Origin of the sequence: Kocuria kalidii, assembly GCF_044462225.1 — a bacterium.
Taxonomy (GTDB): Bacteria; Actinomycetota; Actinomycetes; order Actinomycetales; family Micrococcaceae; genus Kocuria; species Kocuria kalidii.
Window position 1 is genome coordinate 33,781 of record NZ_JBISWJ010000010.1, and the last position, 26,748, is coordinate 60,528.

Sequence of the window (26,748 nt, forward strand, 5' to 3'; positions counted from 1 at the left end):
GGTGGGTGCGGAATTCGGTCAGTGAGGGCAAACAGGACAGCCAGATGACTGAGTGGGAGTGGGGACGCCCGTGTGGCGACCGCCCTGCAGTGCCCGACGACCAGCGCGGACACACAGCAGGACAGTCTAGCAGATCCCGCCCGGCCGCCGGACGCCGAGGGCACGCGGCCGGGCGCCGCGATCCATGGCCGGGCCGGGGAGCGACGGCGGCCGGCCGTGCCACCGCCCCGGCGTCGTCGTGCCCCGCGGGGAGAAATGGCTCCCCATGCCCAAACGTGGGAAACTGGACAGTTGAATCCCCGGCGCCATCCTCCCGCCGGTACCCCAGGACCTGCCGGAAGCGACGATCTCCCGGAGAAAGGACCGCCCGTGTCCCCGCTGGCCGTCAACGCCCCGGTTCCCGCCTCGACCGACCCGTCGATCCTCCGCAACTTCTGCATCATCGCCCACATCGACCACGGGAAGTCCACGCTCGCGGACCGGATGCTGCAGGCCACCGGGGTGGTCACCCCGCGGGAGATGAAGGCGCAGTACCTGGACCGGATGGACATCGAGCGCGAGCGCGGGATCACCATCAAGTCCCAGGCGGTGCGCATGCCCTGGAACGTGACGGGCACGGACTTCGCGCTCAACATGATCGACACGCCCGGGCACGTGGACTTCACCTACGAGGTCTCCCGGTCCCTGGCGGCGTGCGAGGGGGCCCTGCTCCTGGTGGACGCCGCGCAGGGCATCGAGGCGCAGACCCTGGCCAACCTCTACCTGGCCATGGAGAACGACCTGACGATCATCCCCGTGCTGAACAAGATCGACCTCCCCTCGGCGCAGCCGGACAAGTACGCCCAGGAGCTGGCCAACCTCATCGGCGTGGAGCCCGAGGACGTGCTGCGGGTCTCGGGGAAGACCGGCGAGGGCGTGGAGGCGCTCCTGGACCGCATCGTCGAGCTGGTCCCGCCGCCCGTCGGCCGGGAGGACGCGCCGTCGCGGGCCATGATCTTCGACTCCGTGTACGACACCTACCGCGGGGTGGTCACCTACATCCGGGTGGTCGACGGCAGGCTCGTCCCGCGCGAGCGGATCAGGATGATGTCCACCGGCGCGCAGCACGAGCTGCTGGAGATCGGGGTGATCTCGCCCGAGCCGAAGCCCACGGAGGGCCTGGGCGTGGGCGAGGTGGGCTACCTCATCACCGGCGTCAAGGACGTGCGGCAGTCCCGCGTGGGCGACACCGTGACCAACCACCAGCGGCCGGCCGCCGAGAACCTGGGCGGCTACGAGGACCCCAAGCCCATGGTCTTCTCGGGGCTGTTCCCGATCGACGGCTCCGACTACCCGGTCCTGCGCGACGCCCTGGACAAGCTCCAGCTCAACGACGCCGCCCTGGTGTACGAGCCCGAGAACTCCGCGGCCCTGGGCTTCGGGTTCCGCTGCGGCTTCCTGGGCCTGCTCCACCTCGAGATCGTCCGGGAGCGCCTCGAGCGGGAGTTCGACCTCGACCTGATCGCCACGGCGCCCTCCGTGAGCTACAACGTGACCCTCGAGGACCGCTCCGAGCGCGAGGTCACGAACCCCTCCGAGTTCCCCGAGGGGAAGATCGCCGAAATCCGCGAGCCCATGGTCGCCGCCACGGTGCTGGCGCCCTCCGAGTTCATCGGCGCGATCATGGAGCTGTGCCAGTCCAAGCGCGGTCAGCTCAAGGGCATGGACTACCTCTCCGAGGACCGGGTGGAGCTGCGCTACCGGCTGCCCCTGGCCGAGATCGTCTTCGACTTCTTCGACCAGCTGAAGTCGCGCACCAAGGGCTACGCGTCCCTGGACTGGAAGGCCGAGGGCGAGGAGGCCTCCGACCTCGTCAAGGTGGACATCCTGCTGCAGGGGGAGCCGGTCGACGCCTTCAGCGCCATCACCCACCGGGACAAGGCCTACTCCTACGGCGTGATGATGACCGGCAAGCTGCGCGAGCTCATCCCGCGCCAGCAGTTCGAGGTCCCCATCCAGGCGGCCATCGGCTCCCGGGTGATCGCGCGCGAGAACATCCGGGCGATCCGCAAGGACGTGCTCTCCAAGTGCTACGGCGGCGACATCTCGCGCAAGCGCAAGCTGCTCGAGAAGCAGAAGGAGGGCAAGAAGCGGATGAAGATGGTGGGCCGCGTGGAGGTCCCCCAGGAGGCGTTCGTCGCGGCGCTGTCCTCCGACGACGCCGGGACGAAGGACAAGAAGAAGTAGTGGCCCCCGCACAGCCGGACGGCCTGCCCGGCCCGCTCGACGGCCTGCTGCCGGCCTCCGCGGCGGAGGGATCCGCCGACCGCACCCTGAGCCTCTACGTGCACGTGCCGTTCTGCGCGGTCCGGTGCGGGTACTGCGACTTCAACACCTACACGGCCGTGGAGCTCGGCCCCGGGGTGTCCCAGGACGCCTACGCCGGGGACGCCGCGGCGGAGGTCCGCTGGGCGCGGGGGGTGCTGGCGGACTCGGGGGTGGCGCCGCGCCCCCTGCACACCGTGTTCTTCGGCGGCGGCACCCCCACGCTGCTGCCCGCGGAGGACCTGGCCGCGATCCTGGCGCAGGCGCGGGCGAGCTTCGGCCTGGTCGAGGGCGCCGAGGTGACCACGGAGGCCAACCCGGACTCGGTGACCCCCCGGTCCCTGGCCGTGCTCGCGGAGGCCGGGGTGACCCGGGTGTCCTTCGGCATGCAGTCGGCCGTCCCGCACGTGCTCGCGGTCCTGGACCGCACCCACGACCCGGACAACGTCCCGCGCGCCGTGCGGTGGGCGCGCGAGGCCGGTCTGGGCGTCAGCGTGGACCTCATCCACGGCACCCCGGGGGAGTCCCTCGCCGACTGGGAGCACTCGGTGCGCACGGCCGTGGGCTACGAGCCCGACCACGTCTCCGCGTACTCGCTGATCATCGAGGACGGCACGAAGCTCGCGGCGCGGATGCGGCGCGGGGAGGTCCCGCCCGTCGACGAGGACGACCAGGCCGACAAGTACGAGCTCGCGGACCGCCTCCTCGGAGAGGCCGGCTTCGAGTGGTACGAGGTGAGCAACTGGTCCCGGCCCGCCGGCGGTGCCGACGCCCGCGCCCACCGCAGCCGGCACAACCTCGCGTACTGGCACAACCAGGACTGGTGGGGGATCGGCCCCGGCGCGCACTCGCACGTGGGCGGGACGCGCTGGTGGAACCTCAAGCACCCCGTGCCCTACACCAACCGGGTGCGCGCCCAGGAGTCGCCGGCGGCCGGGCGCGAGATCCTCGACGCGGACACCCGGCACCTCGAGCGCGTGATGCTCCAGGCCCGCATCAGCGACGGACTGCCCACGGCCGCGCTGTCCGGCGACGGGCGCACCGCGGTCGCCGGGCTCATCGCCGACGGCCTGGTGGACCCCGCCGCGGCGCTGCGGGGAGCCGTGGTCCTGACCCTGCGGGGGCGGCTCCTGGGCGACGCCGTGGTGCGCCGGCTGCTCGCCTGACCGGGGTCCGGGCGGAGGCCTCAGCCGCGTGCGGCGCGCTCCCGGGCCCGTTCGCGGAGACGGTCGGTGATCCGGTCGTAGAGGCGGGCGTTGAAGCGGTAGAGGTGCGGCTCCCCGCGGTTCACCCGGATCCCCCCGATCAGGGAGCCGACCGCGAGCAGCAACCACGCGGCGGCGGCGGCCAGGGCGAAGATCCACCCGATGAACGGCACCGGTGCGAGCAGGATCCCCGCCACCACCACGAGGGTGGGCAGCAGGGTGAAGTTCATGGCCTCCATCGACTCCTGCTCGGTGAACCGTCCCCGGCCGCGGAAGACCCGGTGGACGAGGAACGACGGGACGAAGCCGACGACACCGCCGAAGTGCGCCAGGGTCGCCCACTGGTGGTCCTCGGTGACGCTCAGCGGCTGGGCCGCGGGGGAGAGGCCCTCGAACGGGGCCTCGGCGTTCTCGCGGCTCGATCGGGGGTCGGTCTGCACGGGCACGGACGTCCTTCGGCGGTGGGCCGCGGCGGTGCCGCGGCCGGTGGGTGGTGTACCCCCATCCTACCGACCGGTCCCGGCGGCGGGGGAGCGCGCCCCCCGCACGTGTGCCTGTGTGACGCGAGCCCGGCCGGGTCAGGCCCCCGGAGCGGTGAGGAAGTCGATGAGCTCCTCGACACGGCCCAGCAGGGACGGCTCGAGGTCGGCGTAGCTGTCCACGCGGGCGAGGATGTGCTGCCAGGCCCGCCCCAGGTCCCCGGGGCTGCGGTGCGGCCACCCGAGGGCGGCGGCGGTGCCGGTCTTCCAGTCGGTGCCCCGCGGGACCACGGGCCACGCCTCGAAGCCGAGCGTGCGGGGCTTGACCGCCTGCCAGATGTCGACGTAGGGGTGGCCCAGCACGAGGACGTTGCCGGCCGCGCCGGGCACGCGCAGGGCCTCCGCCGCGATCCGGGACTCCTTGGAGCCCGCCACGAGGTGGTCCACGAGGATCCCGAGCCTCCGTCCGGGACCCGGCGCGAACTCCCGCACGGCCGCGGGGAGGTCGTCGATCCCGTGCAGCGGCTCGACGACGATGCCCTCGACCGCCAGGTCGTGGCCCCACACCTTGGCCACCAGCTCCGCGTCGTGGTAGCCCTCGACCCAGACCCGGGAGGCCTTCGCCGTGCTCGCCCGCAGCCCCTCGACGGCCACCGAGCCCGACCGCGTGCGCGACGGCTTCCGCCCGGCCGGTGCCCGTCGCGGCTCGACGACCACCACGGGCTCGCCCTCCAGCAGGAAGCCCGGCCCGAGCGGGAAGGCCTTGACCCGGCCCCTGCGGTCCTCGAGGCCCAGCACCCGCATCCCCCCGATGGTCTCCAGGGACACCACGGCCCCCACCCACCCCGTCGTGACGTCCTCCAGGAGCATCCCCGGGGCGACCGGGACCTCGGCGGAGACCGGCCGGCGGCGGGCGAGGGCGTCGTCGTCGAGGCTCCGCGGCCCCCAGCCGTAGTCGCTCATGGTCGTCCTCCCGGGTCGCGTGCGCCGTGCGTCCCCGGCACGGATCAGCCGGAAGCGTACCAAACCGCGGGCGGCGGACCGCCCGTCGGACACGGGGGCTACACTGGACCGCGCTAGCACTGTCGCGGCCCGAGTGCCAGGGGCCGGACGGCGAGGACGAACCGGGAGGAGGACCGTGAACCATCCGAGACGACTGCAGATCCTGCAGGCCATCGTGGAGGACTACGTCCACTTCCGTGAGCCCGTGGGCTCCAAGGCGCTCGTGGACCGGCACCGCCTCGGGGTCTCCTCGGCCACCGTGCGCAACGACATGGCCGTGCTCGAGGACGAGGGGCTGATCGCGGCCCCGCACACCAGCTCGGGCCGGATCCCCACCGACAAGGGCTACCGCACGTTCGTGGACCAGATCGCGGCCGTCAAGCCGCTGTCGGGACCGGAGCGGCGGGCCATCCAGCGACTGCTCGACGACGCCGCGGACATCGACGACGTCATGGAGCGCACCGTGCGCCTGCTCGCGCAGCTCACCCAGCAGGTCGCGGTCGTGCAGTACCCGCACGCCTCGGGGGTCACCGTGCGCCACGTCGAGGTCGTGGACCTCGGCGGCGGCGGGGTGCTCGTGGTCCTCATCCCCACCAACGGGCGGGTGGCCCAGCGCGCGGTCGCGCTGCGGGCCCCGCTCGACGAGAGCCTGCTGCTCGAGCTGCGCGCCCGGGTGCTGGCCGCGGTCGTGGGACGCCCCCTGACCGCGGTGCCGGACGCCCTCGCGGCGATGGCCGCCGGCATCTCCCCGCAGCTCCGGCCGGCCGCCGTGGCCGTGGGGGAGGCCGTCGGCGCCCTCGCCGCGGGCGGGGCCGAGCACCGGCTGGTCATGGCCGGCACCGCCAACCTCGCCCGTGCCACCGGGGACTTCCACCTGAGCATCGGACCGGTCCTCGAGGCCCTCGAGGAGCAGGTGGTGATGCTCCGGCTGCTCTCCGAGATGGAGCAGGACGCCCGTGGGGTGGCCGTGCGGATCGGCACCGAGAACGCCGAGGGGCCGCTCTCGGAGGCCGCGGTCGTCGCCACCGGCTACGGACCGCAGTCCAAGGTGGGGGTCGTGGGACCCATGCGGATGGACTACCCGTCCACGATGGCCGCCGTGCGCGCGGTCGCCCGCTACCTCTCCCGTATCCTCGAGGGCTGAGCCCTCGCGGGCCCCGCCCCCGGAGCCCGCCGCAGAACTCCCAACAGACCTTTCGACAGAACGGACCACGGTGAGCGATCACTACGAGACCCTGGGCTTGTCCCGGGACGCCAGCCAGGAAGAGATCAAGAAGGCCTACCGCAGGAAGGCCCGCAAGCTGCACCCCGACGTCAACCCCAGCCCGGAGGCCGCCGAGGACTTCAAGCGCATCTCCCACGCCAACGACGTCCTCTCCGACCCCGAGAAGCGGCGCGTCTACGACGCCACCGGCAACGAGAACGGCACCGACACCGGTTTCGGCGGGGGCTTCCCGGGCACGGGCTTCGGCTTCGCGGACATCTTCGACACGTTCTTCCAGGGGGCCGGCGGGGCCGGCTCCGGGCGCCGGGGCCCCGCCTCCCGCACCCGCCAGGGCCAGGACGCGCTGATCAACGTCCGGGTCTCCCTCAAGGACGCCGTCTTCGGCACCGAGAAGAAGATCACCGTGGACACGGCCGTGGTCTGCCCCACGTGCGACGGCACCTGCTGCCAGCCGGGCACCCGGCCCGAGACCTGCGAGGTCTGCCACGGATCCGGCCAGGTCCAGCGCCAGGTCCAGTCGATCCTCGGCACCGTGGTCACGGCCGCCCCGTGCGCCACCTGCCAGGGGTTCGGCACCGTGATCAAGCACCCGTGCCACGAGTGCTACGGCGAGGGACGCGTGCGCGACCGCCGTCCGCTGACCGTCAAGATCCCCGCGGGCGTCTCGACCGGCAACCGCATCCGTCTCTCGGGACAGGGCGAGGCCGGGACCGCGGGCGGACCGAACGGCGACCTCTACGTCGAGCTCAAGGTCGACCCCGACCCGACCTTCGAGCGCCAGGGCGACGACCTGCACGCCCGGGTCCGGGTGCCCATGACCTCGGCCGCGCTGGGGACCACCGTGACCCTCGAGACCTTCGACGGGGAGCGCGAGGTGTCCGTGGCCCCCGGGACGCAGACCGGCCACACCGTGACCCTGCACGACCTCGGCACCACCCGGCTGCGCGGCGGCGGGCGGGGCGAGCTGTACGTCCACCTCGAGGTCGAGACGCCCACGGAGCTCGACGACGAGCAGCGCGAGCTGCTCGAGCAGCTGTCCCGGCTGCGCGGCGAGGACCAGTCCACCGGCACGACCCTGAACTCCCCGGCCGGATCCGGCGGCTTCTTCTCCCGGCTCAAGGACAGGTTCTCCGACCTGTGAGCCTGCCGGTCTTCAAGGTCGAGCCGGGCCGGCTGGCCGGCCTCGGGCCCGGTTCGGTGCTCACCGTCACCGGCCCCGAGGCCCGGCACGCCGTCACGGTGCGCCGGCTCGCGCCGGGCGAGCGGCTCGAGCTCGTCGACGGGGCGGGGACCCGGGTCGCCGGCGAGCTGCGCACGGGGGACGGGGACGGCATGGAGGTCGCCGTCACGGCGGTGACCAGCGAGCCGGCCCGCCGGCCCCGGCTCGTCCTGGCCCAGGCCCTCGCGAAGGGGGACCGGGACCTGCTGGCCGTGGAGACCGCCACCGAGCTCGGCGTCGACGCCGTGGTGCCCTGGCAGGCCGACCGCTCGATCGTGCGGTGGAAGAAGGAGCGCGCCGCGAAGAGCCACGAGAAGTGGGTCCACACCGTCGCGGCCGCCGCGAAGCAGTCACGGCGCGCGACCTGGCCCGAGGTCCTGCCCCTGCACACCACCCGCGACCTCGCCCGGCTGCTCGGGGAGCCGGGGACCCGGGGGCTGGTCCTGCACGAGGAGGCCCGGGAGTCCCTCGCCGACCGGGCGGGCCGCGCCGGGGCCCCGTGGGACGGATCGGACCGGATCGTCCTCGTCGTCGGCCCCGAGGGGGGCATCGCTCCCGCGGAGCTCGACATCCTGGCCGCCGCCGGGGCCCGCACGCTCCGGCTGGGTCCCGAGGTGCTGCGCAGCTCCACGGCGGGCCCGGCCGCGCTGGCGGTGCTCAGCGCCGGTCTCGGCCGCTGGGCCGACGGACCCCGCTGAGCCCGCACCGGCCGGCTCAGCGGGGCAGGATCTCCACGTCCTTGTCGTCGCGCACCGTCCTGCCGTCGGCGTCCCGGCCGAGGACGGTGACCACGTACTCCCCGGGCTCCAGCTCGACCTCCGCCCGGAAGCCGGTGCTCCCGTCGCCCCGCTCGTCGACCGTCGCCGCACCGCCCGACACCGTCCGACCGTCCGGCCCGGCCACGCTCCACCGGTGGTCGCGGACACCGTCCAGGGCCCGCCCCGCGATGGTGAGGGCCCCCGCGGGCCGCGTGTCCTGCCGCGGTTCGACGAGCCAGACGGGGGCCTCGGCCCGCTCCTCGGCCCGGAGCGGAGCGTCGAGCCGGACGGATCCGAAGACCTCCTCGTCGGGCCGGCCGTCCACGAGGACCACCACCTCGGCCGCCGTGCCCCGGGGGAGCAGGCCCGCCGTGTCCGCGGCGGCGGTCACGGTGTGCGCGAGCTGCTGGAGCGCCAGGTCGGCCTCGCGGTCGTCCAGGTCCGAGCGGAACGCCTCGGACGGCAGGTCCACGGTGATGGTCCCGTCCGAGGAGGTGGCGCTGCCGACCTGGTCCACCGGGGACCAGAGCGTCCGGTAGTCGGGGTCGTCGGGGGTCGAGGCGGTCATCAGCGTCGCGGCCGCGGAGATGGGGTCCACGGCCGGCATCGCCTCGTCGGGGTCCCGGAACTCGCGGAACAGGCGCTCCTCGCCGTCGGCGTCCCCCACCCAGTACACGGGCAGCTTCGTGGTGGCCACGCCCCCGTCGTCCGTGCTCGTGGTGGTGGGCGTGGCCGGCGCCGCGCTGGACGCGGGGACCGGTCCGTCGAGGACCTGGTCCGCGCCCGTGCCGCACGCGCCGAGCGCCAGGAGGCAGGCCGCGGACAGCCCGAGCACGCAGGACCTGCCGCGGGCAGGAGCCTGCCGGGGGACGGGGGTGGCCATGGGGCGACGCGCACCTCGGCTTTCCGGGGTATGGGGGGTGCCGGTGCCGGCCTGGGGGAGCCGCACCTGTCCCCCTGCCGGAGGACCGGACCATTCCAGCACAGCGGCCGGGGGCGTCCCCAGCCCGGGAGCCCTGCTCGCGGTGACCGATACCAAATCGGAATGTGCGTCCCGCGCGCTCCCGCGCTGCGCGCGCACGGTACCCTGGAGGAAGGACGAGACCCGCCGCGGGCGCCCGCAGCGCCGACCGGCGCACCGTCCGCGGCCATCCACGAAGAGAGCGAGAGCACGGCCCGACGGGCCGGACCCATGACTGAGACGCTGCCCGGCACCACGCACCCACTGACGGCACGCACCGTCATCACCTTCCCCGACCGCGAGACGATGGTCCGCTGCCTCGGGTCCGGGGACGACACCCTGCGCCAGGTGGAGACGGCCTTTCCCGGTCTGGCGACCAGCCCGCGCGGTCTCGAGCTCGGCATCGAGGGACCGGGCGGACCCGTGCGGATCGTGGCCACGCTCTTCGACGAGCTCAAGGTCCTGGCGGGCCGCGAGACCCCGATCACCCCCCAGGTCATCACCCAGCTGCTCGAGCTGATCGGCCGGGACCTGACCGCCCGCCCCAGCGGTGCGCTGACCCAGAACATCCTCTCCAGCCGCGGCCGCAAGATCCGCCCCAAGACCCTGCACCAGAAGGCCTACGTCGACGCCATCGACGAGCACACGGTGGTCTTCGGCATCGGCCCGGCCGGCACGGGCAAGACCTACCTCGCCATGGCCAAGGCCGTCCAGGCGCTGCAGGCGAAGGAGGTCTCCCGGATCATCCTCACGCGCCCGGCCGTGGAGGCGGGGGAGCGCCTCGGCTTCCTCCCCGGGACCCTCAGCGAGAAGATCGACCCCTATCTGCGCCCGCTCTACGACGCCCTGCACGACATGATGGACCCGGACTCGATCCCCCGCCTCATGGAGGCGGGCACGATCGAGGTGGCCCCCCTCGCGTACATGCGCGGACGCACCCTCAACGACGCGTTCATCATCCTCGACGAGGCGCAGAACACCACGCCGGAGCAGATGAAGATGTTCCTCACCCGGCTCGGGTTCGGCTCCCGGATGGTCGTGACCGGTGACGTCACCCAGGTGGACCTGCCGGGCAGCACGTCCTCCGGCCTGCGCCAGGTGCAGCACGTGCTCGGCGGCGTCGCGGACGTCGCGTTCACGGAGATGACCGCGGAGGACGTGGTGCGCCACGAGCTGGTGAGCCGGATCGTCAGCGCCTACGACGCCTTCGACACCACCAACCGGCACCGCAACGAGCGGCGCCGGCGCAAGGAGGACGCCCGCACCGCCGCACCGTCCGGGCCCGCCCAGGACGGGGCGGAGGCCTGATGGCCGTCGAGTTCGACCTCCAGGTCGACCCCCAGGACGTCCCCGCGGAGGAGCGCGCGGCCTACCGGGCGGTCGACGTCGACCTGCTGAGCAGGCTCGCCGACCACGTCCTCGAGCGGTTGCACGTGCACCCCGACGCGGAGCTCTCGATCGCGGTCGTCGACGAGGAGGAGATGGCCCGCCTGCACGTCGAGTGGATGGACCTTCCGGGGCCCACGGACGTGCTGTCCTTCCCGATGGACGAGCTGCGCCCGGGCACGCCGGAGGCCCCGGCCGAGGGCACGCTGGGCGACATCGTGCTGTGCCCCCCGGTGGCACGGCGCCAGGCGGAGGCCGCCGGGCACCCGGTCGAGGACGAGCTGTGCCTGCTCACCACGCACGGCATCCTCCACCTGCTCGGCCACGACCACGCCGAGCCCGAGGAGAGACAGGTCATGTTCGCCCTCCAGCGGGACCTGCTCACCGACTTCCTCGGCCGGCCCGCGCCGGTCGAGACCATGGAGTAGGGCCCCGTGCTGACCACCGTGGTGCTGGTCGTCGCGGCGATCGTGTTCCTGGGCACGGCCTTCGTGCTCACGGCGGCCGAGACCGGCCTCACCTACCTCCCGCGTGCGGACGCGGAGGCGATCGTCCGGGACGACCCGGGCTCGGCGGCCGCCAGGATCCTGGCGACGCCCACCGCCCACCTGCAGGCCCTGCGCTTCTGGAGCGTGTGGTTCGAGACGGCCTCCGCCGTGGCCGTCGCCCTCGCGATGTTCCACGGGCTCGACGACGTCTGGCTCGCCGGCCTCCTGGCCACCGTGGTCATGGCCGCGGTCGGCTTCGTCCTCACCGGGGTCTCACCCCGGCAGGTGGGCCGCGGGAACGCCGCGGGCACCGTGCGGGCCACCGCCGGCCTCGTGCGCGTGCTGCGCACGGTCCTGGGCCCCGTCCCCGGTCTCCTCGTGCGCCTGGGCTCGTCCGTCGCCCGGGACCCGGGGCGGACCGCGCCCGGCTTCCTGACCGAGGAGGAGCTGCTCGAGTTCGTGGACCGCTCCACGGACCGGGACCTGATCGAGGACAACGAGGCGGAGCTGCTGCACTCGGTCTTCGACCTCGACGACACGAACGTCCGGGCCGTCATGGTGCCCCGCACCGACATGGTCTCCGTCGACGACGACGACACCGTGGACAACGCGCTGAACCTGTTCTTCCGGTCCGGCTACTCCCGCATCCCGGTGATCGGCGAGAGCGCCGACGACGTCCTGGGGATCCTCTACCAGAAGGACGTGGCGGAACGGGTGCACCGCCTGGGCACGGAACGCCTCGTCGGCGGACTCTCCGAGCTCGCCCGGGAGGTCCGCTACGTGCCCGAGTCGAAGAAGGTCAACGAGCTGCTGCGCGAGATGCAGCTCGAGTCGATCCACGTGGCAGTCGTCGTCGACGAGTACGGCGGCACCGCCGGTCTCGTGACCCTGGAGGACCTCATCGAGGAGCTGCTCGGGGAGATCGTCGACGAGTACGACCGGGAGAAGCCCGAGGTCGCCGACCTCGGCGACGGCCGGTACCGCGTCTCGGCCCGCCTGGGGGTCGAGGACCTGGGCGACCTGTTCGGCGTCGACCTCGAGGACGACGAGGTGGACACGGCCGGCGGGCTGCTCGCCAAGAGCATCGGCAGGGTGCCCATCGTGGGCTCCCGCGCCACCGTGGAGGGCATCGTCCTCGAGGCCGTCACCCTGGAGGGCCGGCGCAACCGGGTGGGCCAGCTCGAGGTCCACCGCGACCCCGACTGGGTCCCCCCGGGCTCCACCGCCGTGGAGCCCGCCGCACTGCCGTCCGAGGAGGAGTCCCACCACCATGTCTGAGCCCACCCCCGCCGACGCCCCCGCCGGAAAGCACATCCCGTTCCGTGCCGGTTTCGCCGTGCTCGTCGGACGCCCCAACGCGGGGAAGTCCACGCTCACCAACGCGCTGGTCGGGCAGAAGGTCGCGATCACGTCGAGCCGGCCGCAGACCACGCGGCACACCATCCGCGGCATCGTGCACCGGCCCGAGGGCCAGCTCGTGCTCGTGGACACGCCGGGCCTGCACCGGCCGCGCACCCTGCTCGGCCAGCGGCTCAACGACCTCGTCGCGGACACCCTCTCCGAGGTGGACGTCATCGGCTTCTGCGTGCCGGCCGACGAGAAGATCGGTCCCGGCGACCGGTTCATCGCCCAGCAGCTGGCGGCGTCCGGGAACAAGCCGGTCGTGGCGATCGTGACCAAGACGGACACCGTTCCGCGGGCCGCGCTCACCGAGCAGCTGCTCGCGGTGACCGAGCTCGGGCGCACCGTGATGGCGGCCGAGCACCAGGTGCGTGCCGAGCGCGCGGAGCGGGCGGCCCGCAAGCCCCGCCACCGCGCCGGGACGGGCACCGCGCCCGCGCCGGACGCCGACGACCCGGGCTGGGCCGACGTCATCCCCGTCTCGGCCGTCGACGGCTTCCAGGTCGAGGCCCTCGCCCGGCTGCTCGTGGGCCGGATGCCGGAGTCCCCCGCGCTGTACCCGGACGGCGAACTGACGGACGAGCCCGAGATGACGATGGTCGCCGAGCTCGTCCGGGAGGCGGCCCTGGAAGGGGTGCGGGACGAGCTGCCGCACTCCCTCGCCGTCGTCGTCGAGGAGATGGTGCCCCGCGAGGGACGCCCCGCCGACCGTCCGCTGCTCGACGTGCGCGTCAACGTCTACGTCGAGCGGTCGTCGCAGAAGGCCATCATCATCGGCAAGGGCGGCTCGCGGCTGCGGGAGATCGGCACCCGGTCCCGCACCGCCATCGAGGCCCTGCTCGGCACGAAGGTCTACCTCGACCTGCACGTGAAGATCGCCAAGGAGTGGCAGCGCGACCCCAAGCAGCTGTCCCGCCTCGGCTTCTGACCCGCCGGGCCCTGCCGCCCGAGCCGCCCGGCGGGCGGCTACCATGGCAACCGGAGCCCCGGCCGGGCGCCGTTCCCCCCGATACCGGGCCTCGCGCGCGGGGCCGTCCCAGGAGAAGATCACCGTGTCCACACCGCTCCCCGACGCCCCCGGGCGCCCACGCGCCCGCCGCTGGTCCCGGAAGCGCTGGGCCGCCCTGGTGCTGGTCGTCGTGCTGCTCGCGGTCCTCGGTGCGGGAGTGGCCGCGACGTGGCGGCTCCAGTCGAACCTCGACACCTCCCCCCTCGACCTCGGCGGTGGGGCCGGGCCCGAGGACGGTCCGCTGGACGTCCTCGTCATGGGCACGGACACCCGCGATGGGCAGGGCAACGAGCGGTACGGGGACGACGAGGACAGCTCGGGTGCCGGGCTGACCGACGTGATGATGCTGGTGCACGTGAACGAGGACCGCAGCGACGTGACCGTGGTGTCCCTCCCGCGCGACCTGGTGGCCGACATCCCGCGCTGCACGGACCCGGAGAGCGGTGAGGTGCACCCCGCGCAGCAGGACGCGCTCCTCAACTCGGCGATCGCCAACGGCGGGCCCGGCTGCACGGTCGCGACCGTGAACCGGATGACCGGTCTCAGCATCGACCACTTCATGCTCGCCGACTTCAACGCCGTCAAGGAGCTGTCCTCGACCGTGGGGGGCGTCGAGGTGTGCGTCAACGAAGCGGTCGACGACCCGAAGTCGGGCCTGGACCTGCCCGCGGGCGTGTCCTCCGTGGAGGGGGAGCAGGCGCTGGCGTTCCTGCGCAGCCGCGCCGCCTTCGGGGACGGCGGGGACAGGAGCCGGATCCGTTCCCAGCAGTCGTTCCTCGCGTCCCTGGCCCGCAAGATCAAGGAGGAGGGGACGCTGACGGACCTCCCCAGGCTGTACGAGATCGCCGACGTCGCCACTCGCAACCTGCACGTCGACGACGGGCTGGGCTCGGTGCCGACGGTGGTCGGCCTCGCCACGGCCCTGCGGGGCATCGACCTCGGCAGCATGGTCTTCGTCACCGTGCCCACGGAGCCCTACGACCTGGACCCGAACCGCCTCCAGCTCGACGAGGAGCCGGCCGAGGACCTCTTCGAGGCGCTGCGCGAGGACCGGTCGCTCACGTCGCTGTCCCCGGAGCCCACGGACGGCCCCTCCGGGAGCACGCCCCCGGTCGACCCCGACCCGACCCCGTCGGTCGACCCCGCCTCGGTCCCGCTCACGGTCGCCAACGCCTCGGGCGTGGCCGACCGGGACGACGAGATCGCCGACGTGCTCGAGGACGAGGGCTACACCGCCGTCGGCTCCGGGCCCCAGGACACCGTGCTGCCCGGCACGCAGGTCTTCTTCGGCACGGGCTGGTACGACTCGGCCCTCGACGTCGCCGAGGTGCTGGGCGTGCCCTCGTCGCAGATCGTGCCCACCACCGACGTCGTGGGGGTGTACGTCTCGGTGGGCCGGGACTTCCGCGAGGGGCAGCGTCTCGACCTCGGGCCGGTGCTGCCCGGGCAGCTCAACGGGCAGACCGCCGAGCAGTACACGTGCCAGCAGGCGGCGGGGGACTGGTGAGCACCCGACCCGGCGCGCCGACGGCCCCGTGGTACGTTGGTCGCATGCGGACTGGGACGTTCCTCCTCCTTACGTGCCGCAACGGGGCCTGACCCGTCGTCGGATGGCCGGCCTCCCGTTGCGGAGTTCCTGATGCCCGGCCACCCGCAGACGTCTCGAGCAGAACAGGCCCACCCCATGCGCAACCAGCAGCAGCCCTCCGGCATGCCGATCCACAAGTACGTCCCGTACCAGCAGCAGTTCCCCGTCGACCTGCCCGACCGCACCTGGCCGGACAGGGTCATCACCCAGGCGCCCCGCTGGTGCGCGGTGGACCTCCGCGACGGCAACCAGGCGCTGATCGATCCCATGAACGGCGACCGTAAGCTCCGGATGTTCGAGCTGCTCGTCCGGATGGGCTACAAGGAGGTCGAGGTCGGCTTCCCCTCGGCCTCCCAGACCGACTTCGACTTCGTGCGCCGCCTCATCGAGGAGGACCGGATCCCCGACGACGTCACGATCCAGGTCCTGACGCAGTCCCGCGAGCACCTCATCGAGCGCACCTACGAGGCCATCGACGGCGCCGACAAGGCGATCGTCCACCTCTACAACGCGACCTCCGCCCTGCAGCGGCGCGTGGTCTTCGACCAGGACATGGACGGGATCGTGGACATCGCCCTCACCGGGGCGCGCACGTGCATGAAGTACGAGGAGCAGCTGAAGCGCACCTCCGTGACCTACGAGTACTCCCCGGAGTCCTACACGGGCACGGAGCTCGAGTTCGCCGCCCGCATCTCCAACGCCGTGGCCGAGACCTTCGAGATCGGCGGGGACCGCGAGATGATCCTCAACCTGCCCGCGACCGTCGAGATGGCCACCCCCAACGTCTACGCGGACTCCATCGAGTGGATGTGCCGCAACCTCTACAACCGCGACGCCACCGTCGTGTCCCTCCACCCGCACAACGACCGCGGCACCGGTGTGGCCGCCGCGGAGCTGGGCTACCTCGCCGGGGCCGACCGCATCGAGGGCTGCCTGTTCGGCAACGGGGAGCGGACCGGCAACGTGGACCTCGTGACCCTGGGGCTGAACCTGCTGACCCAGGGCGTGGACCCGCAGATCGACTTCTCCGACATCGACGAGATCCGCCGCACGGTCGAGTACTGCAACCAGCTGCCCGTCCCCGAGCGCGCCCCCTACGGCGGGGACCTCGTGTTCACGGCCTTCTCCGGCTCCCACCAGGACGCCATCAAGAAGGGCTTCGACCGGATGGCGCGGGACGCGCAGGACCAGGGCAGGAGCGTCGACGAGCTGGTGTGGGCCGTGCCGTACCTGCCCATCGACCCCAAGGACCTGGGCCGCACCTACGAGGCCGTCATCCGCGTCAACTCGCAGTCGGGCAAGGGCGGCGTGGCCTACCTGCTCGCCAGCGAGCACGGACTGGACCTGCCGCGGCGGGCCCAGATCGAGTTCTCCCGCGTGGTGCAGGAGCACACCGACACCTCGGGCGGGGAGGTCTCCGGCGGGGAGCTGTGGAAGGTGTTCGCGGACGAGTACCTGCCCACCGTCCAGGACGGGGACGCCGGACGCTGGGGCCGGTACCGGATCACCAACATCACCACGACGTCCGAGGAGGACGGGGAGACCACCCTCGAGATCGGCCTGGACGTCGACGGCACGCAGCACCACCGCACGGCGCAGGGCAACGGCCCCATCGAGGCGCTGCTCGCGGTCTTCGCGGCGGAGGGCGAGGACGTGCGCGTCCTCGACTACAGCGAGCACGCGCTCTCGGCCGGCGGCGACGCCCAGGCGGCGAGCTACGTCGAGGCCGCCGTGGGGGACCGGGTGCTGTGGGGCGTCGGCATCGACGCGAACACGACCCGCGCCTCCTTGAAGGCGGTCGTGTCGGCCGTCAACCGGGCCGTGCGGGACGCCCAGGACTGATCCCGCCCCCCACCGGTGCCATGGCACGGCGGGCCGTCCCGGACCAGGGGCGGCCCGCCGTCGTCGTCCCGGCCGGCCCCACCGCCGGCACGGTCCGCCTGCACGGTCCGCCTGCACCGTCGGCCGGGCGTGGGACAATGAGCCGGTGGCCAGGACGACGTTCGCATCTCGCAGCTATCGGGACGACGCCGTCGTGCTGCGCACCTACAAGCTCGGCGAGGCCGACCGGATCGTCGTCCTGCTCACCCGTGACCACGGCCAGGTGCGGGCCGTCGCGAAGGGCGTGCGGCGCACGACCTCCCGCTTCGGATCCCGGCTCGAGCCGTTCAACGTCGCCGAGCTGCAGCTGGTCACCGGGCGCAACCTCGACATCGTCTCCCAGGCCCTGGGCAGACGCGGCTACGGGTCGGTCATCGCCGCGGACTACGCCAAGTACACGGCGGCGGCCGCCATGGCCGAGGCCGCGGAGAAGTTCACGGAGAACGACGACGAGTCCGCCGCCCAGCAGTACCGGCTGCTCGTCGGGGCCCTCTCCGCACTGGCCCGCGGCCTGCACGAACCGGGGGCCGTGCTGGACTCCTACCTGCTGCGCGCCGTGTCCACGGCCGGCTGGGCGCCGAGCTTCACCGACTGCGCCCGGTGCGGCGCACCCGGGCCGCACGAGGCGTTCGCGGCCCCCCTCGGCGGCGTCGTCTGCCCCGGCTGCCGGCCGCCCGGTGCCGCGGCCCCCGATCCCGCCACCCTCGCGCACCTCTCCGCCCTGCTGACCGGCGACTGGGAGCGCATCGACGCCGCGGAACCGCGTGCGGGCCGGGCCGCCGCCGGAATCGTGGCGTCGTACGTACAGTGGCACCTGGAGAGGGCCGTCCGGTCCCTGAACCTCGTGGAACGGAGCTGACCATGCCCGGCTTTGCCGCCCCGCCCCCGCACCCCAGCGGCGCCACCGCCCCGCCGATCCCGCGGCAGTTCGTGCCCCGGCACGTGGCCGTGGTCATGGACGGGAACGGGCGCTGGGCCAATCTGCGCGGCCTGCCGCGCAACGAGGGCCACAAGGCGGGCGAGGCCGCCCTGATCGAGGTCATGGCCGGGGCCATCGGCATGGGCATCCCGTACGTCAGCGCCTACGCCTTCTCGACCGAGAACTGGAAGCGCTCCCTCGACGAGGTGACGTTCCTGATGAACTACACCGCCGACGTCATGGAGCGCCAGCTGCCGACCTTCCAGGAGTGGGGCATCCGGATCCGCTGGGCCGGCCGCAAGCCCCGCCTGTGGCGATCGGTCATCCACCGTCTCGAGGAGGCGGAGCGGGCGACGCGCGACAACGACGTCGTCACCCTCACCATGTGCGTCAACTACGGAGGGCGGGCCGAGATCGCCGACGCCGCGGCGGCCATGGCCGCCGACGCCCGGGCGGGGACGCTCAATCCCCGCAGCATCGACGAGAAGACCGTCCAGCGCTACCTCGACGAGCCGGACCTGCCGGACGTCGACCTCTTCCTGCGCTCGTCCGGGGAGCAGCGGATCTCGAACTTCCTCCTCTGGCAGTCCGCCTATGCCGAGCTCGTCTTCCAGGACGTCCTGTGGCCGGACGTCGACCGCCGGACCCTGTGGGAGGCCGTCGAGGTCTACGCGCGGCGGGACCGGCGCTACGGCGGCGCCGTCGACCGCGTCGCCGGCCCCGGCGTGTCCGCCTGAGGTCGCCGGCGCCGTTCCAGGCCCCGCAGCCAGGCCACGAGGTCCCGCTGCGCCGCCCGCCGCACGGCCTTCCGCGAGAGGTGGACGTCGTGGACCGCCCCCTCGTAGGAACGCAGCGTCACGTCGGTCCCCAGGTCCGACGCGTGCCGGCGGATCTGCCGGACGTCCAGCACCGTGTCGGCGGACCGCATGGCCTCGCTCCACCACGGCCGGATGCAGGAGCGAGCAGAGGTCTGGACCAGCACTGGAAGGTGAAGGTTCAACCCCTCGGCAACCTCACCCTGAGCCTGAAGCACGGCGTTGAGCCAGCCCGGGGTGATGTCGAAGCTGGTCTCCGGGCGCCACCGCGGATCGATCGGCCACTCGCCCTCCGCGTGCTCGCTGATGACCCGGTAGTAATGGCTGCGCAGCCGGGCCGGCACGGGGTGGTCCGGTCGCTGCTCCGCGAGCCTGGCCACCAGGGGACGCAGCGCGGCGCCCACGGCGTCGGACCCGTGCGTGCCGATCCAGGGGGCGTTGAGCGCTAGGCCATCGAGCCGGTCGGGGTGCCGCGAGGCCCACATCGCGGCGGTGAGCCCCCCGGTGGAGTGCCCCATCAGCACGAGCCTGCCGTCCGGGCCGGGCACCCCGTCCTCCGCCATCAGCCCGAACGCGGCCGCGATGTCGTCGTCGTAGTCCGCGAGGTCCGTGGTGTGCCCCGGACGGCCGTCCTCCTCGGCGAGCACCTGCTCGGTGAGGTTGCGGCCGTAGCCGTGCAGGTCCAGGGCGTAGAACGCGTACCCCGCGGCGTCGCAGGTCCGGGCGAGCTCCGCGTTGAAGAAGTAGTCGGACCAGCCGTGCAGGTACAGCACCCCGCCGCGGGGACGGCCCGGTGCGGGCGGGACGTCGCCCGGCCGGAACCGGACCACCGTGGCGGTGTCGTGCGGCGCGGAGCCCGGTCCGAGGTCCACCGTCCGCGCACGGAAGCCGGGCCCCAGGACGTCGGGGACCCACGGGTCCGCGGATGCGCTCATCCCTCACCTTCCGAGGACGGTCGTCGGGACGGAGGCCCGGGAGCCCCTCCGCGACCGCCGGGTCGGAGGAGTGCCCTGTGGAAGACTGGGACCATGCGCTTCTACCCTATGTTCTTCACGGCCGTCTTCTCCCGGATGGACCCGGAGAGGGCCCACCGGATCGGCTTCCTGGGCATCCGGACCGCGCGCGCCGTGCGCCTGAGCGCGGCCCTGCGGGCGCGCACCCGCCCCGACCCCGCCCTCCAGGTGACGGCCCTGGGCCTGCGGTTCCCGTCGCCGTTCGGGCTGGCGGCCGGCTTCGACAAGGGCGCGGAGGGGATCGGCGCCCTCACCGACCTCGGCTTCGGCCACGTCGAGATCGGCACCGTGACCGCACAGGCGCAGCCGGGCAATCCCCGGCCCCGGCTGTTCCGGCTCGTCGGGGACCGGGCCGTGGTCAACCGGATGGGCTTCAACAACGACGGTGCCGCCGCCGTCGCACCGCGTCTCGCGCAGGCCCGCCGCGCGCTCGAGGCGGACCACCGCGGCCGTGCCCGGCCCGTGGTCGGCGTCAACATCGGCAAGACCAAGGCGGTGCCGCTGGAGGACGCGGTGGACGACTACCGGCAGAGCGCCCGGGCCCTCGCCCCGCTGGCGGACTACCTCGTGGTCAACGTGTCCTCGCCCAACACGCCGGGGCTGCGCCAGCTGCAGGAGATCGAGAGCCTGCGGCCGCTCCTCCGCGCCGTGGGCAGCACGGCCGACGAGGCCGCGGACCGGCACGTCCCCCTGCTCGTGAAGATCGCGCCCGACCTGTCCGACGAGGACGTGCTGGCGGTCGCGGACCTCGCCCTCGACCTGGGTCTGGACGGCATCGTGGCCACCAACACCACGATCGCCCGCGACGGGCTGGGACTGGTCGCGGAGCCGTCCGAGGTCGAGGCGCTCGGTGCCGGGGGGCTCTCCGGCGCACCGCTGCGACGGCGCTCCCTCGAGGTGCTGCGGCTGCTGCGCGAGCGCGCGGGGGACCGGCTGGTTCTCGTCTCCGTAGGAGGCGTGACCACGGCGGAGGACGTGCAGCAGCGTCTCGACGCCGGAGCCACGCTCGTCCAGGGCTACACCGGTTTCCTCTACGAGGGTCCCTTCTGGGCCGACCGCATCAACCGTGGCCTGGCACGGGCACGACGAGCCCGGCACCGGTGAGGTGCACCCGGCGCTGCCGCGGCGCTCCCCGCACGGACGCGGCGGCCGGACGCTGACGCGGCGGCACGGTGCGGACACGGCACTGCCCCCGACCGGCGGGTCGGGGGCAGTGCGCGCAGGAGCGGGTCGTGCGTCCGTCGCGGGCGCGGGCGCCCCGCGGGCGGTCAGGAGGGGCGCTCACCGCGCGCGACCCGGGGCTTGGGGAGCCGGAGGCGGCGCATCGTGAAGGAGCGCATGGCGGCGTACCACCGGACGCCGCGCTCGACGGTCCCGAACTTCGCCTGCATCGCCTTCTTCATGCGGGCCGTCGAGAGGGTGGCGTCCACGATGCCGGCGATCATCAGGGCCCAGATGAGGTAGACACCGTAGGCGGCGACCTCCTGGACGGGGAAGAACAGGATGACGAGCGCCAGCAGCGCCACGACCATCAGGTACTCGCCGAGGTTGAAGCGGGAGTCGACCCAGTCGCGTGCGAACCGGCGCTGCGGGCCCCGGTCCCGGGGGCCGAGGAACCGCTCGTCCCCGGCGGCCATGCCGGCCTGCGCCCGCAGCCGCTGCTCGCGCGCGGCGTCACGGGACTGGGCCTTCGCCGCCTTGCGGTCCGCCGGCACCAGCGGTCGGCGCCGGGCCGCCTCCTGCTGCCGGCGGCTGGGGGTCGGCCGGCCCTTGCCCGGCGTCTGCCGCGGGGCGGGCACCGGGTCGGTCGGAGGGGGCGCGGCGGTCACCGACGTGGAGCCTGCGCGGTCTGCGTCCTTCTTGCGTCCAAACACCCGTCAAGGATAGCCGACGGACCTGCCGGTCCCCGGACGTAGGGTGGACCCCGTGACCGAGCCCTGCGCACCGACCGTTCCCGTTCCCATTGACGTCGTGCGCGCCGCCGTGCGCGCGGACATGCCGAGGACCGTCGAGCAGCTCGTCGAGCTGGTCGCGATCCCGGGCATCGCCTGGGAGTCCTTCGACCCCGCGCAGCTCGAGCGCAGCGCGGAGGCCGTGGCCGGGGTCCTCTCCGGCGCGGGGTTCGACGACGTGCAGGTCCTGCGCGTGCCGCTGGGGGACGGGCCCGGCCATCCGGCCGTCGTGGCCCACCGGCGGCCGGCGCCCGGGCACCCCACCGTCCTGCTGTACGCCCACCACGACGTCCAGCCCCCGGGCCGGCGCGAGCTGTGGGACTCCGAGCCGTTCGCCGCACAGGAGCGCGACGGCCGCCTCTACGGCCGGGGCGCGGCCGACGACAAGGCCGGGATCATGGCCCACGTCGGGGCGCTGCGCGCCGCGACCGCCCTGCTGGGGGACGATCTCGGGCTCGGGGTGACCGTCTTCGTCGAGGGGGAGGAGGAAGCCGGTTCCCCGTCCTTCCGGGACTTCCTGCAGGTCCACCGGGACCGGCTGGCCGCCGACGTCATCGTCATCGCGGACTCCTCCAACTGGGAGGTCGGCGTGCCCGCGCTGACCACGAGCCTGCGGGGCATGGTGGGCGCCGTGGTGGAGCTGTCCGTGCTCGAGCACGCCGTGCACTCGGGCATGTACGGCGGACCGGTCCTGGACGCTCCCACGCTGCTGGCCCGCCTCATCGCCACGCTGCACGACGAGGACGGCGCCGTCGCCGTCGCCGGGCTGCTCGCCGAGGACAGCACCGAGCTCGTCTACGACGCGGAGAGGTTCCGGGCGGACGCCGCGGTCGCGGACGGGGTCCGGCTGGCCGGCCGCGGCTCGATCGCCTCCCGCCTGTGGACCCAGCCCGCCCTGTCCGTGACCGGCATGGACGTGACACCCGTGGACGTCGCCTCCAACACCATCGCGCCGTCCGCACGCGCGAAGCTCAGTCTGCGCACGGCCCCCGGACAGGACCCCGACGACGCCGCGGAGGCGCTGCGGCGCCACGTCGAGGCCCACACGCCGTTCGGGGCGCACGTGCACTTCGAGCTGGAGGAGACCGGGCAGTCCTTCCGCACCGACATGGGCTCCGCAGCCGCCCGGATCGCCCGGTGGGCGCTGGGGGAGTCGTGGGGCCGCCCCGCCGTGGAGACCGGCATCGGCGGCTCCATCCCCTTCACCGCCGACCTGACGGAGGTGTACCCGGACGCCGCCATCCTCATCACGGGCGTCGAGGACCCCGACTCCAGGGCGCACAGCGCCAACGAGTCCCTCCACCTGGCGGAGTTCGAGCGGGCCGTGCTGGCCGAGACGCTCATGCTGCTCGCCCTCGACGGCACCGCCCTCCACACCGGGTCGTGCCGGGAATGAACCGGAGCGCCCAACCGTTGTGCCCCCTGGTAGACCCGCCGCCGGCCCGACTCCGTGCGGTACCCCTCCACAGAAAGTGAGCATCATGAGCGTCACGACCGACAACGACGCCGCAGTGGACGGCCTCCCGACCCACGGCGTCAACCTGACCGATGTCGCGTCCCAGAAGGTCCGCGCCCTGCTCGAGCAGGAGGGCCGCACCGACCTCCGGCTGCGCGTGGCGGTGCAGCCCGGCGGCTGCTCCGGCCTCATCTACCAGCTGTACTTCGACGAGCGCATTCTGGACGGCGACTCCGTGCGCGACTTCGGCGGCGTCGAGGTCGTCGTGGACAAGATGAGCGTGCCCTACCTCGAGGGCTCGACCGTCGACTTCGAGGACACCATCTCCAAGCAGGGGTTCTCCATCGACAACCCCAACGCCGGGGGATCCTGCGCCTGCGGTGACTCCTTCCACTGACCCCGCCGGTGCCCCCGAGAGGCCCGCCGTCCGTCCGGACGGCGGGCCTCTCGGCGTTCCGGCCGGCGCCCGGGAACCGGTCGCGGACGTGCCGGTGAGCGCCGCGCGGAAGCTGACACTGTGTCACCAGATGTCAGCGACACGGGGTAAGCTCGGAGGGAAACATTCCACCTGACGGTGTCCGGGCTCGCGGAATCGGGGCCCCCGGCGCGCAGGCGACGAGCACGAGAAGAAGAGGAAGGGCCGTCTGTGAGTTCGCACACACGAACCGACAGCCTCCGGCGCCGCACGGCGAAGGTGTCTGCGGTAGCAGTCCTGGCAGCAGCAGCGCTGACGGGCTGCGCGGAAGAGGCGAAGCTCGGGTGGATGCCCACCGAGCGTGGCACCACCGACAACGCGGACCTGATCCTCGACCTGTGGATCGGGTCCTGGATCGCCGCCCTCGTCGTGGGACTGGTGACCTGGGGTCTGATGCTCTGGTGCATGATCGCCTACCGCCGCCGCAAGAACGAGACCGGCTATCCGCGGCAGGTCGCCTACCACGCGCCGCTCGAGGTCTTCTACACGATCGTCCCGATCGCCCTGATCATGTCCCTCTTCTTCTTCACCGAGCGCACGCAGGCCGAGATCATCGAACCGCACAACGACCCCGACGTGACCGTGCAGGTCTACGGCAAGCAGTGGGCCTGGGACTTCAACTACCTGAGCGACGACGTCTGGGACACCGGCATCCAGGGTCACCTGGACGGCGAGGAGGGTGTCCCGGAACGGGTGCCGACCCTGTACCTGCCCGTCGACAGCGCAGTCTCGCTGCAGGTCACCTCCCGCGACGTCATCCACTCCTTCTGGGTCCCCGCGTTCCTCGAGAAGGCGGACATGTTCCCGGGACGCACCAACAACATCAACATCACCACGGGCCGCGAGGGCTCGTACTTCGGCAAGTGCGCCGAGTTCTGCGGCGAGTACCACTCGGAGATGCTCTTCAACGTCAACGTGGTGAGCCAGGCCGAGTACGACGCCCACATCCAGTCACTGCGGGACGCCGGTCAGACCGGCGCCCTGGGCGAGGAGTACAGCCGCGACTCCTACCCGGGCGCGGACGACGTCCTGCCCGTAGAATCCTTCGACAACTAAGGAGTGCCGGTGTCCACACTCGAGTATTCACGGGACGAGGCAGCCACTGCCGCTCCGCGCGTGGTGCCCCGGTCCAAAGGACGGATGGTCGTCAGTTGGATCACGTCCACCGACCACAAGACGATCGGGTACATGTACCTGATCTCCTCCTTCGCCTTCTTCTGCATCGCCGGCGTCATGGCACTCCTGATCCGCGCCGAGCTGTTCGAGCCGGGCATGCAGATCCTGGAGACCAAGGAGCAGTACAACCAGCTCTTCACCATGCACGGCACGCTGATGCTGCTGATGTTCGGCACCCCGCTGTTCGTCGGCTTCGCCAACGTCATCGTCCCGCTGCAGATCGGGGCCCCCGACGTCGCGTTCCCGCGGCTCAACGCCCTGGCCTTCTGGTTCTTCCTGTTCGGGTCCCTGATCGCGACCGCCGGCTTCCTCACCCCGCAGGGCGCGGCCTCCTTCGGCTGGTTCGCCTACACGCCGCTGAGCAACTCGTCGTTCTCGCCGGGGGCCGGCGGTGACCTCTGGGTCTTCGGTCTGGCGCTGTCCGGCTTCGGCACGATCATGGGCGGCGTCAACTTCATCACCACGATCATCGCGATGCGCGCCCCCGGCATGACCGTGTGGCGGATGGGCCTGTTCACCTGGAACGCGCTCATCACCTCGCTGCTCGTGATCATGGTCTTCCCGCCGCTGGCCGCCGCGCTGTTCGCGCTGGGGATGGACCGCACCCTGGGCGGGCACATCTTCGACCCGGCCAACGGGGGAGCGGTGCTCTGGCAGCACCTGTTCTGGTTCTTCGGCCACCCCGAGGTGTACGTCCTGGCGCTCCCGTTCTTCGGCATCGTCTCGGAGATCATCCCGGTGTTCTCCCGCAAGCCGCTGTTCGGCTACAAGGGCCTGGTGTTCGCGACCATCGCCATCGCCTCCCTGTCGGTGACCGTGTGGGCCCACCACATGTACGTCACCGGTGCGGTGATGCTGAGCTTCTTCGCCTTCATGACCATGATGATCGCGGTGCCCACCGGGGTGAAGTTCTTCAACTGGATCGGCACCATGTGGCAGGGCTCGATCACCTTCGAGACCCCCATGCTGTGGGTCCTGGGCTTCATGTTCACCTTCCTCTTCGGCGGTCTCACCGGCGTCATCCTCGCCACCCCGCCGCTGGACTTCCACGTCTCGGACTCCTACTTCGTGGTCGCGCACTTCCACTACGTGATCTTCGGCACCGTGGTCTTCGGCATGTTCGCCGGGTTCTACTTCTGGTGGCCCAAGTTCACCGGCAAGATGCTCAACGAGCGGATCGGCAAGATCCACTTCTGGCTGCTGTTCCTCGGCTTCCACATGACCTTCCTGATCCAGCACTGGCTGGGTGTGGAGGGCATGCCGCGCCGCTACGCGGACTACCTGCCGGAGGACAACTTCACCTGGATGAACCAGATCTCCACGGTCGGCGCCATGCTGCTCGGCGTGTCCATGATCCCGTGGTTCTGGAACGTCTACACCACGTGGCGCAACGGCACGAAGGTCGAGGTCGACGACCCGTGGGGCTTCGGCGGATCGCTGGAGTGGGCGACGTCCTGCCCGCCGCCGCGGCACAACTTCACCTCGCTGCCGCGGATCCGTTCCGAGCGTCCCGCACTGGACCTGCACCACCCGGAGCTGGCCGCGGAGTCCCCGCAGCAGTCCCCGGTCGACGACGGCGCCATCGCCACGCGGAAGGACTGAGCATGAAACTGTCCATCACACTGTTCATCATCCTGGGCGGCTTCAGCATCGCGGCCGGCGTGGTCTACGGCTTCCTGACCCGCTTCGGCGAGCTGGTGGGGTTCCCGGGGCTCATCGCCGTGGGCCTGATGTCCTTCATGCTGGCCGTCTACCTGTGGCTCGTGGACCGCAACACCGGCGGCGTCCTCCCGGAGGACAAGCTCGACGGTGAGATCGTCGAGTCGGCCGGCGAGTACGGTCACTTCTCCCCGTGGAGCTGGTGGCCGTTGCTGCTCGGCACCGGTTGCGCGCTGGCGTTCACGGCCCTGGCCATCGGCTGGTGGATCCTGGGCCTGGCCGTTCCCGTTGCCGTGCTGGGACTGCTGGGACTGATCTTCGAGCACTCCCGGGGCGACCACGCCCACTGACCCGGTCGGCCGCGCGCGGACGACGCG

At 72.5% G+C, this 26,748-nt stretch carries 24 protein-coding genes; 19 read left to right on the plus strand and 5 right to left on the minus strand.

Annotated elements, in window-relative coordinates; genetic code table 11:
* Nucleotides 1-369 precede the first annotated feature (369 nt).
* Both lepA and hemW read left to right on the plus strand, forming a co-directional pair.
* A complete protein-coding gene (gene lepA / locus ACH9D3_RS01650; protein WP_396398147.1) occupies nt 370-2,226 on the plus strand; it encodes a translation elongation factor 4 in 1,857 nt (618 codons plus the stop codon).
* On the plus strand, nt 2,226-3,470 hold the full coding sequence (hemW, locus tag ACH9D3_RS01655) for a radical SAM family heme chaperone HemW (protein WP_396409615.1): 1,245 nt from the start codon (nt 2,226-2,228) through the stop codon (nt 3,468-3,470). Before lepA ends, hemW begins: the two co-directional genes overlap by 1 nt.
* A 20-nt stretch (nt 3,471-3,490) precedes the next feature.
* Here hemW and ACH9D3_RS01660 read toward each other — a convergent pair whose 3' ends face one another.
* Nucleotides 3,491-3,955 (minus strand): DUF4870 domain-containing protein, encoded by a 465-nt coding sequence (locus ACH9D3_RS01660; RefSeq protein WP_396398149.1) that lies wholly within the window; start codon nt 3,953-3,955, stop codon nt 3,491-3,493.
* Nucleotides 3,956-4,087: 132 nt separating this feature from the next.
* The gene (locus ACH9D3_RS01665; protein WP_396398150.1) at nt 4,088-4,951 is read right to left on the minus strand and encodes a DUF3097 domain-containing protein; all 864 of its coding nucleotides are present in this window, start codon (nt 4,949-4,951) and stop codon (nt 4,088-4,090) included.
* Between the two features lie 175 nt (nt 4,952-5,126).
* Here ACH9D3_RS01665 and hrcA point away from each other — a divergent pair, with 175 nt between their 5' ends.
* From hrcA to ACH9D3_RS01680, 3 genes are all read left to right on the plus strand, one after another.
* Nucleotides 5,127-6,134, plus strand: a complete 1,008-nt coding sequence (gene hrcA, locus ACH9D3_RS01670) for a heat-inducible transcriptional repressor HrcA (RefSeq protein WP_396409616.1) — start codon at nt 5,127-5,129, stop codon at nt 6,132-6,134.
* 70 nt (nt 6,135-6,204) lie between these two features.
* A complete protein-coding gene (gene dnaJ / locus ACH9D3_RS01675) occupies nt 6,205-7,356 on the plus strand; it encodes a molecular chaperone DnaJ (RefSeq protein WP_396398152.1) in 1,152 nt (383 codons plus the stop codon).
* Nucleotides 7,353-8,132 (plus strand): 16S rRNA (uracil(1498)-N(3))-methyltransferase, encoded by a 780-nt coding sequence (locus ACH9D3_RS01680; protein ID WP_396409617.1) that lies wholly within the window; start codon nt 7,353-7,355, stop codon nt 8,130-8,132. The genes dnaJ and ACH9D3_RS01680 overlap by 4 nt, the downstream gene beginning before the upstream one ends.
* 16 nt (nt 8,133-8,148) lie before the next feature.
* Here the strand turns inward: ACH9D3_RS01680 and ACH9D3_RS01685 are convergent, their stop codons facing one another.
* Nucleotides 8,149-9,075, minus strand: coding sequence for a GerMN domain-containing protein (locus ACH9D3_RS01685; protein ID WP_396409618.1), 927 nt, complete (start codon nt 9,073-9,075; stop codon nt 8,149-8,151).
* Nucleotides 9,076-9,384: 309 nt separating this feature from the next.
* On the opposite strand from ACH9D3_RS01685, the gene ACH9D3_RS01690 reads away from it, so the two are divergent.
* The 8 genes from ACH9D3_RS01690 (at nt 9,385) to ACH9D3_RS01725 (ending at nt 18,562) form a co-directional block, all read left to right on the plus strand.
* Nucleotides 9,385-10,461, plus strand: a complete 1,077-nt coding sequence (locus ACH9D3_RS01690; RefSeq protein ID WP_396398155.1) for a PhoH family protein — start codon at nt 9,385-9,387, stop codon at nt 10,459-10,461.
* The gene (ybeY, locus tag ACH9D3_RS01695) at nt 10,461-10,967 is read left to right on the plus strand and encodes an rRNA maturation RNase YbeY (RefSeq protein ID WP_396398156.1); all 507 of its coding nucleotides are present in this window, start codon (nt 10,461-10,463) and stop codon (nt 10,965-10,967) included. The genes ACH9D3_RS01690 and ybeY overlap by 1 nt, the downstream gene beginning before the upstream one ends.
* Nucleotides 10,968-10,976: 9 nt before the next feature.
* Nucleotides 10,977-12,305, plus strand: a complete 1,329-nt coding sequence (locus ACH9D3_RS01700) for a CBS domain-containing protein (protein WP_396409628.1) — start codon at nt 10,977-10,979, stop codon at nt 12,303-12,305.
* Nucleotides 12,298-13,356 carry a GTPase gene (locus ACH9D3_RS01705; RefSeq protein ID WP_396409619.1) on the plus strand — a complete coding sequence of 353 codons (1,059 nt, stop codon included), beginning with the start codon at nt 12,298-12,300 and terminating at the stop codon, nt 13,354-13,356. Before ACH9D3_RS01700 ends, ACH9D3_RS01705 begins: the two co-directional genes overlap by 8 nt.
* A gap of 124 nt (nt 13,357-13,480) precedes the next feature.
* Complete coding sequence (locus ACH9D3_RS01710) at nt 13,481-14,944, plus strand: LCP family glycopolymer transferase (protein WP_396409620.1); 1,464 nt, start codon at nt 13,481-13,483, stop codon at nt 14,942-14,944.
* 177 nt (nt 14,945-15,121) lie between these two features.
* Complete coding sequence (gene leuA / locus ACH9D3_RS01715) at nt 15,122-16,867, plus strand: 2-isopropylmalate synthase (protein ID WP_396398159.1); 1,746 nt, start codon at nt 15,122-15,124, stop codon at nt 16,865-16,867.
* A gap of 145 nt (nt 16,868-17,012) precedes the next feature.
* Nucleotides 17,013-17,765, plus strand: coding sequence for a DNA repair protein RecO (gene recO / locus ACH9D3_RS01720; protein WP_396398160.1), 753 nt, complete (start codon nt 17,013-17,015; stop codon nt 17,763-17,765).
* A 2-nt stretch (nt 17,766-17,767) separates the two neighbouring features.
* Nucleotides 17,768-18,562 (plus strand): isoprenyl transferase, encoded by a 795-nt coding sequence (locus ACH9D3_RS01725; RefSeq protein ID WP_396409621.1) that lies wholly within the window; start codon nt 17,768-17,770, stop codon nt 18,560-18,562.
* On the opposite strand, the gene ACH9D3_RS01730 is transcribed toward ACH9D3_RS01725, so the two are convergent.
* On the minus strand, nt 18,514-19,575 hold the full coding sequence (locus ACH9D3_RS01730; RefSeq protein WP_396409622.1) for an alpha/beta fold hydrolase: 1,062 nt from the start codon (nt 19,573-19,575) through the stop codon (nt 18,514-18,516). The genes ACH9D3_RS01725 and ACH9D3_RS01730 overlap by 49 nt on opposite strands.
* Before the next feature lie 93 nt (nt 19,576-19,668).
* Here ACH9D3_RS01730 and ACH9D3_RS01735 point away from each other — a divergent pair, with 93 nt between their 5' ends.
* Entirely contained in the window at nt 19,669-20,757 is a 1,089-nt protein-coding gene (locus tag ACH9D3_RS01735; protein WP_396409623.1) for a quinone-dependent dihydroorotate dehydrogenase, read from the plus strand.
* Nucleotides 20,758-20,921: 164 nt separating this feature from the next.
* Here ACH9D3_RS01735 and ACH9D3_RS01740 read toward each other — a convergent pair whose 3' ends face one another.
* Entirely contained in the window at nt 20,922-21,482 is a 561-nt protein-coding gene (locus ACH9D3_RS01740) for a DUF3043 domain-containing protein (RefSeq protein ID WP_396398484.1), read from the minus strand.
* A gap of 97 nt (nt 21,483-21,579) precedes the next feature.
* Between ACH9D3_RS01740 and ACH9D3_RS01745 the strand changes: the two genes are divergently transcribed.
* The 5 genes from ACH9D3_RS01745 to ACH9D3_RS01765 all read left to right on the plus strand — a co-directional run bounded on the left by ACH9D3_RS01745 (nt 21,580) and on the right by ACH9D3_RS01765 (nt 26,721).
* Complete coding sequence (locus ACH9D3_RS01745) at nt 21,580-23,001, plus strand: dipeptidase (RefSeq protein WP_396409624.1); 1,422 nt, start codon at nt 21,580-21,582, stop codon at nt 22,999-23,001.
* 85 nt (nt 23,002-23,086) lie between these two features.
* Entirely contained in the window at nt 23,087-23,458 is a 372-nt protein-coding gene (locus ACH9D3_RS01750) for a HesB/IscA family protein (RefSeq protein ID WP_396398165.1), read from the plus strand.
* Nucleotides 23,459-23,707: 249 nt separating this feature from the next.
* Nucleotides 23,708-24,592: an aa3-type cytochrome oxidase subunit II gene (gene ctaC / locus ACH9D3_RS01755; protein ID WP_396409625.1), complete on the plus strand. Its 885-nt coding sequence runs from the start codon at nt 23,708-23,710 to the stop codon at nt 24,590-24,592.
* A 9-nt stretch (nt 24,593-24,601) separates the two neighbouring features.
* On the plus strand, nt 24,602-26,314 hold the full coding sequence (gene ctaD, locus ACH9D3_RS01760) for an aa3-type cytochrome oxidase subunit I (protein WP_396409626.1): 1,713 nt from the start codon (nt 24,602-24,604) through the stop codon (nt 26,312-26,314).
* A 2-nt stretch (nt 26,315-26,316) separates the two neighbouring features.
* A complete protein-coding gene (locus tag ACH9D3_RS01765; protein WP_396409627.1) occupies nt 26,317-26,721 on the plus strand; it encodes an aa3-type cytochrome oxidase subunit IV in 405 nt (134 codons plus the stop codon).
* The last annotated feature ends 27 nt before the right edge of the window (nt 26,722-26,748 follow it).

Bases quoted from the DNA above. Each gene is read 5' to 3' on its own strand.
- leuA (WP_396398159.1), top strand. From the start codon at position 15,122: ATGCGCAACCAGCAGCAGCCCTCCGGCATGCCGATCCACAAGTACGTC.
- ACH9D3_RS01685 (WP_396409618.1), bottom strand. From the start codon at position 9,075: ATGGCCACCCCCGTCCCCCGGCAGGCTCCTGCCCGCGGCAGGTCCTGC.
- ACH9D3_RS01765 (WP_396409627.1), top strand. From the start codon at position 26,317: ATGAAACTGTCCATCACACTGTTCATCATCCTGGGCGGCTTCAGCATC.
- ACH9D3_RS01725 (WP_396409621.1), top strand. From the start codon at position 17,768: ATGCCCGGCTTTGCCGCCCCGCCCCCGCACCCCAGCGGCGCCACCGCC.
- ACH9D3_RS01690 (WP_396398155.1), top strand. From the start codon at position 9,385: ATGACTGAGACGCTGCCCGGCACCACGCACCCACTGACGGCACGCACC.
- ACH9D3_RS01735 (WP_396409623.1), top strand. From the start codon at position 19,669: ATGCGCTTCTACCCTATGTTCTTCACGGCCGTCTTCTCCCGGATGGAC.
- ACH9D3_RS01730 (WP_396409622.1), bottom strand. From the start codon at position 19,575: ATGAGCGCATCCGCGGACCCGTGGGTCCCCGACGTCCTGGGGCCCGGC.
- ACH9D3_RS01665 (WP_396398150.1), bottom strand. From the start codon at position 4,951: ATGAGCGACTACGGCTGGGGGCCGCGGAGCCTCGACGACGACGCCCTC.
- ybeY (WP_396398156.1), top strand. From the start codon at position 10,461: ATGGCCGTCGAGTTCGACCTCCAGGTCGACCCCCAGGACGTCCCCGCG.
- ACH9D3_RS01750 (WP_396398165.1), top strand. From the start codon at position 23,087: ATGAGCGTCACGACCGACAACGACGCCGCAGTGGACGGCCTCCCGACC.
- ACH9D3_RS01705 (WP_396409619.1), top strand. From the start codon at position 12,298: ATGTCTGAGCCCACCCCCGCCGACGCCCCCGCCGGAAAGCACATCCCG.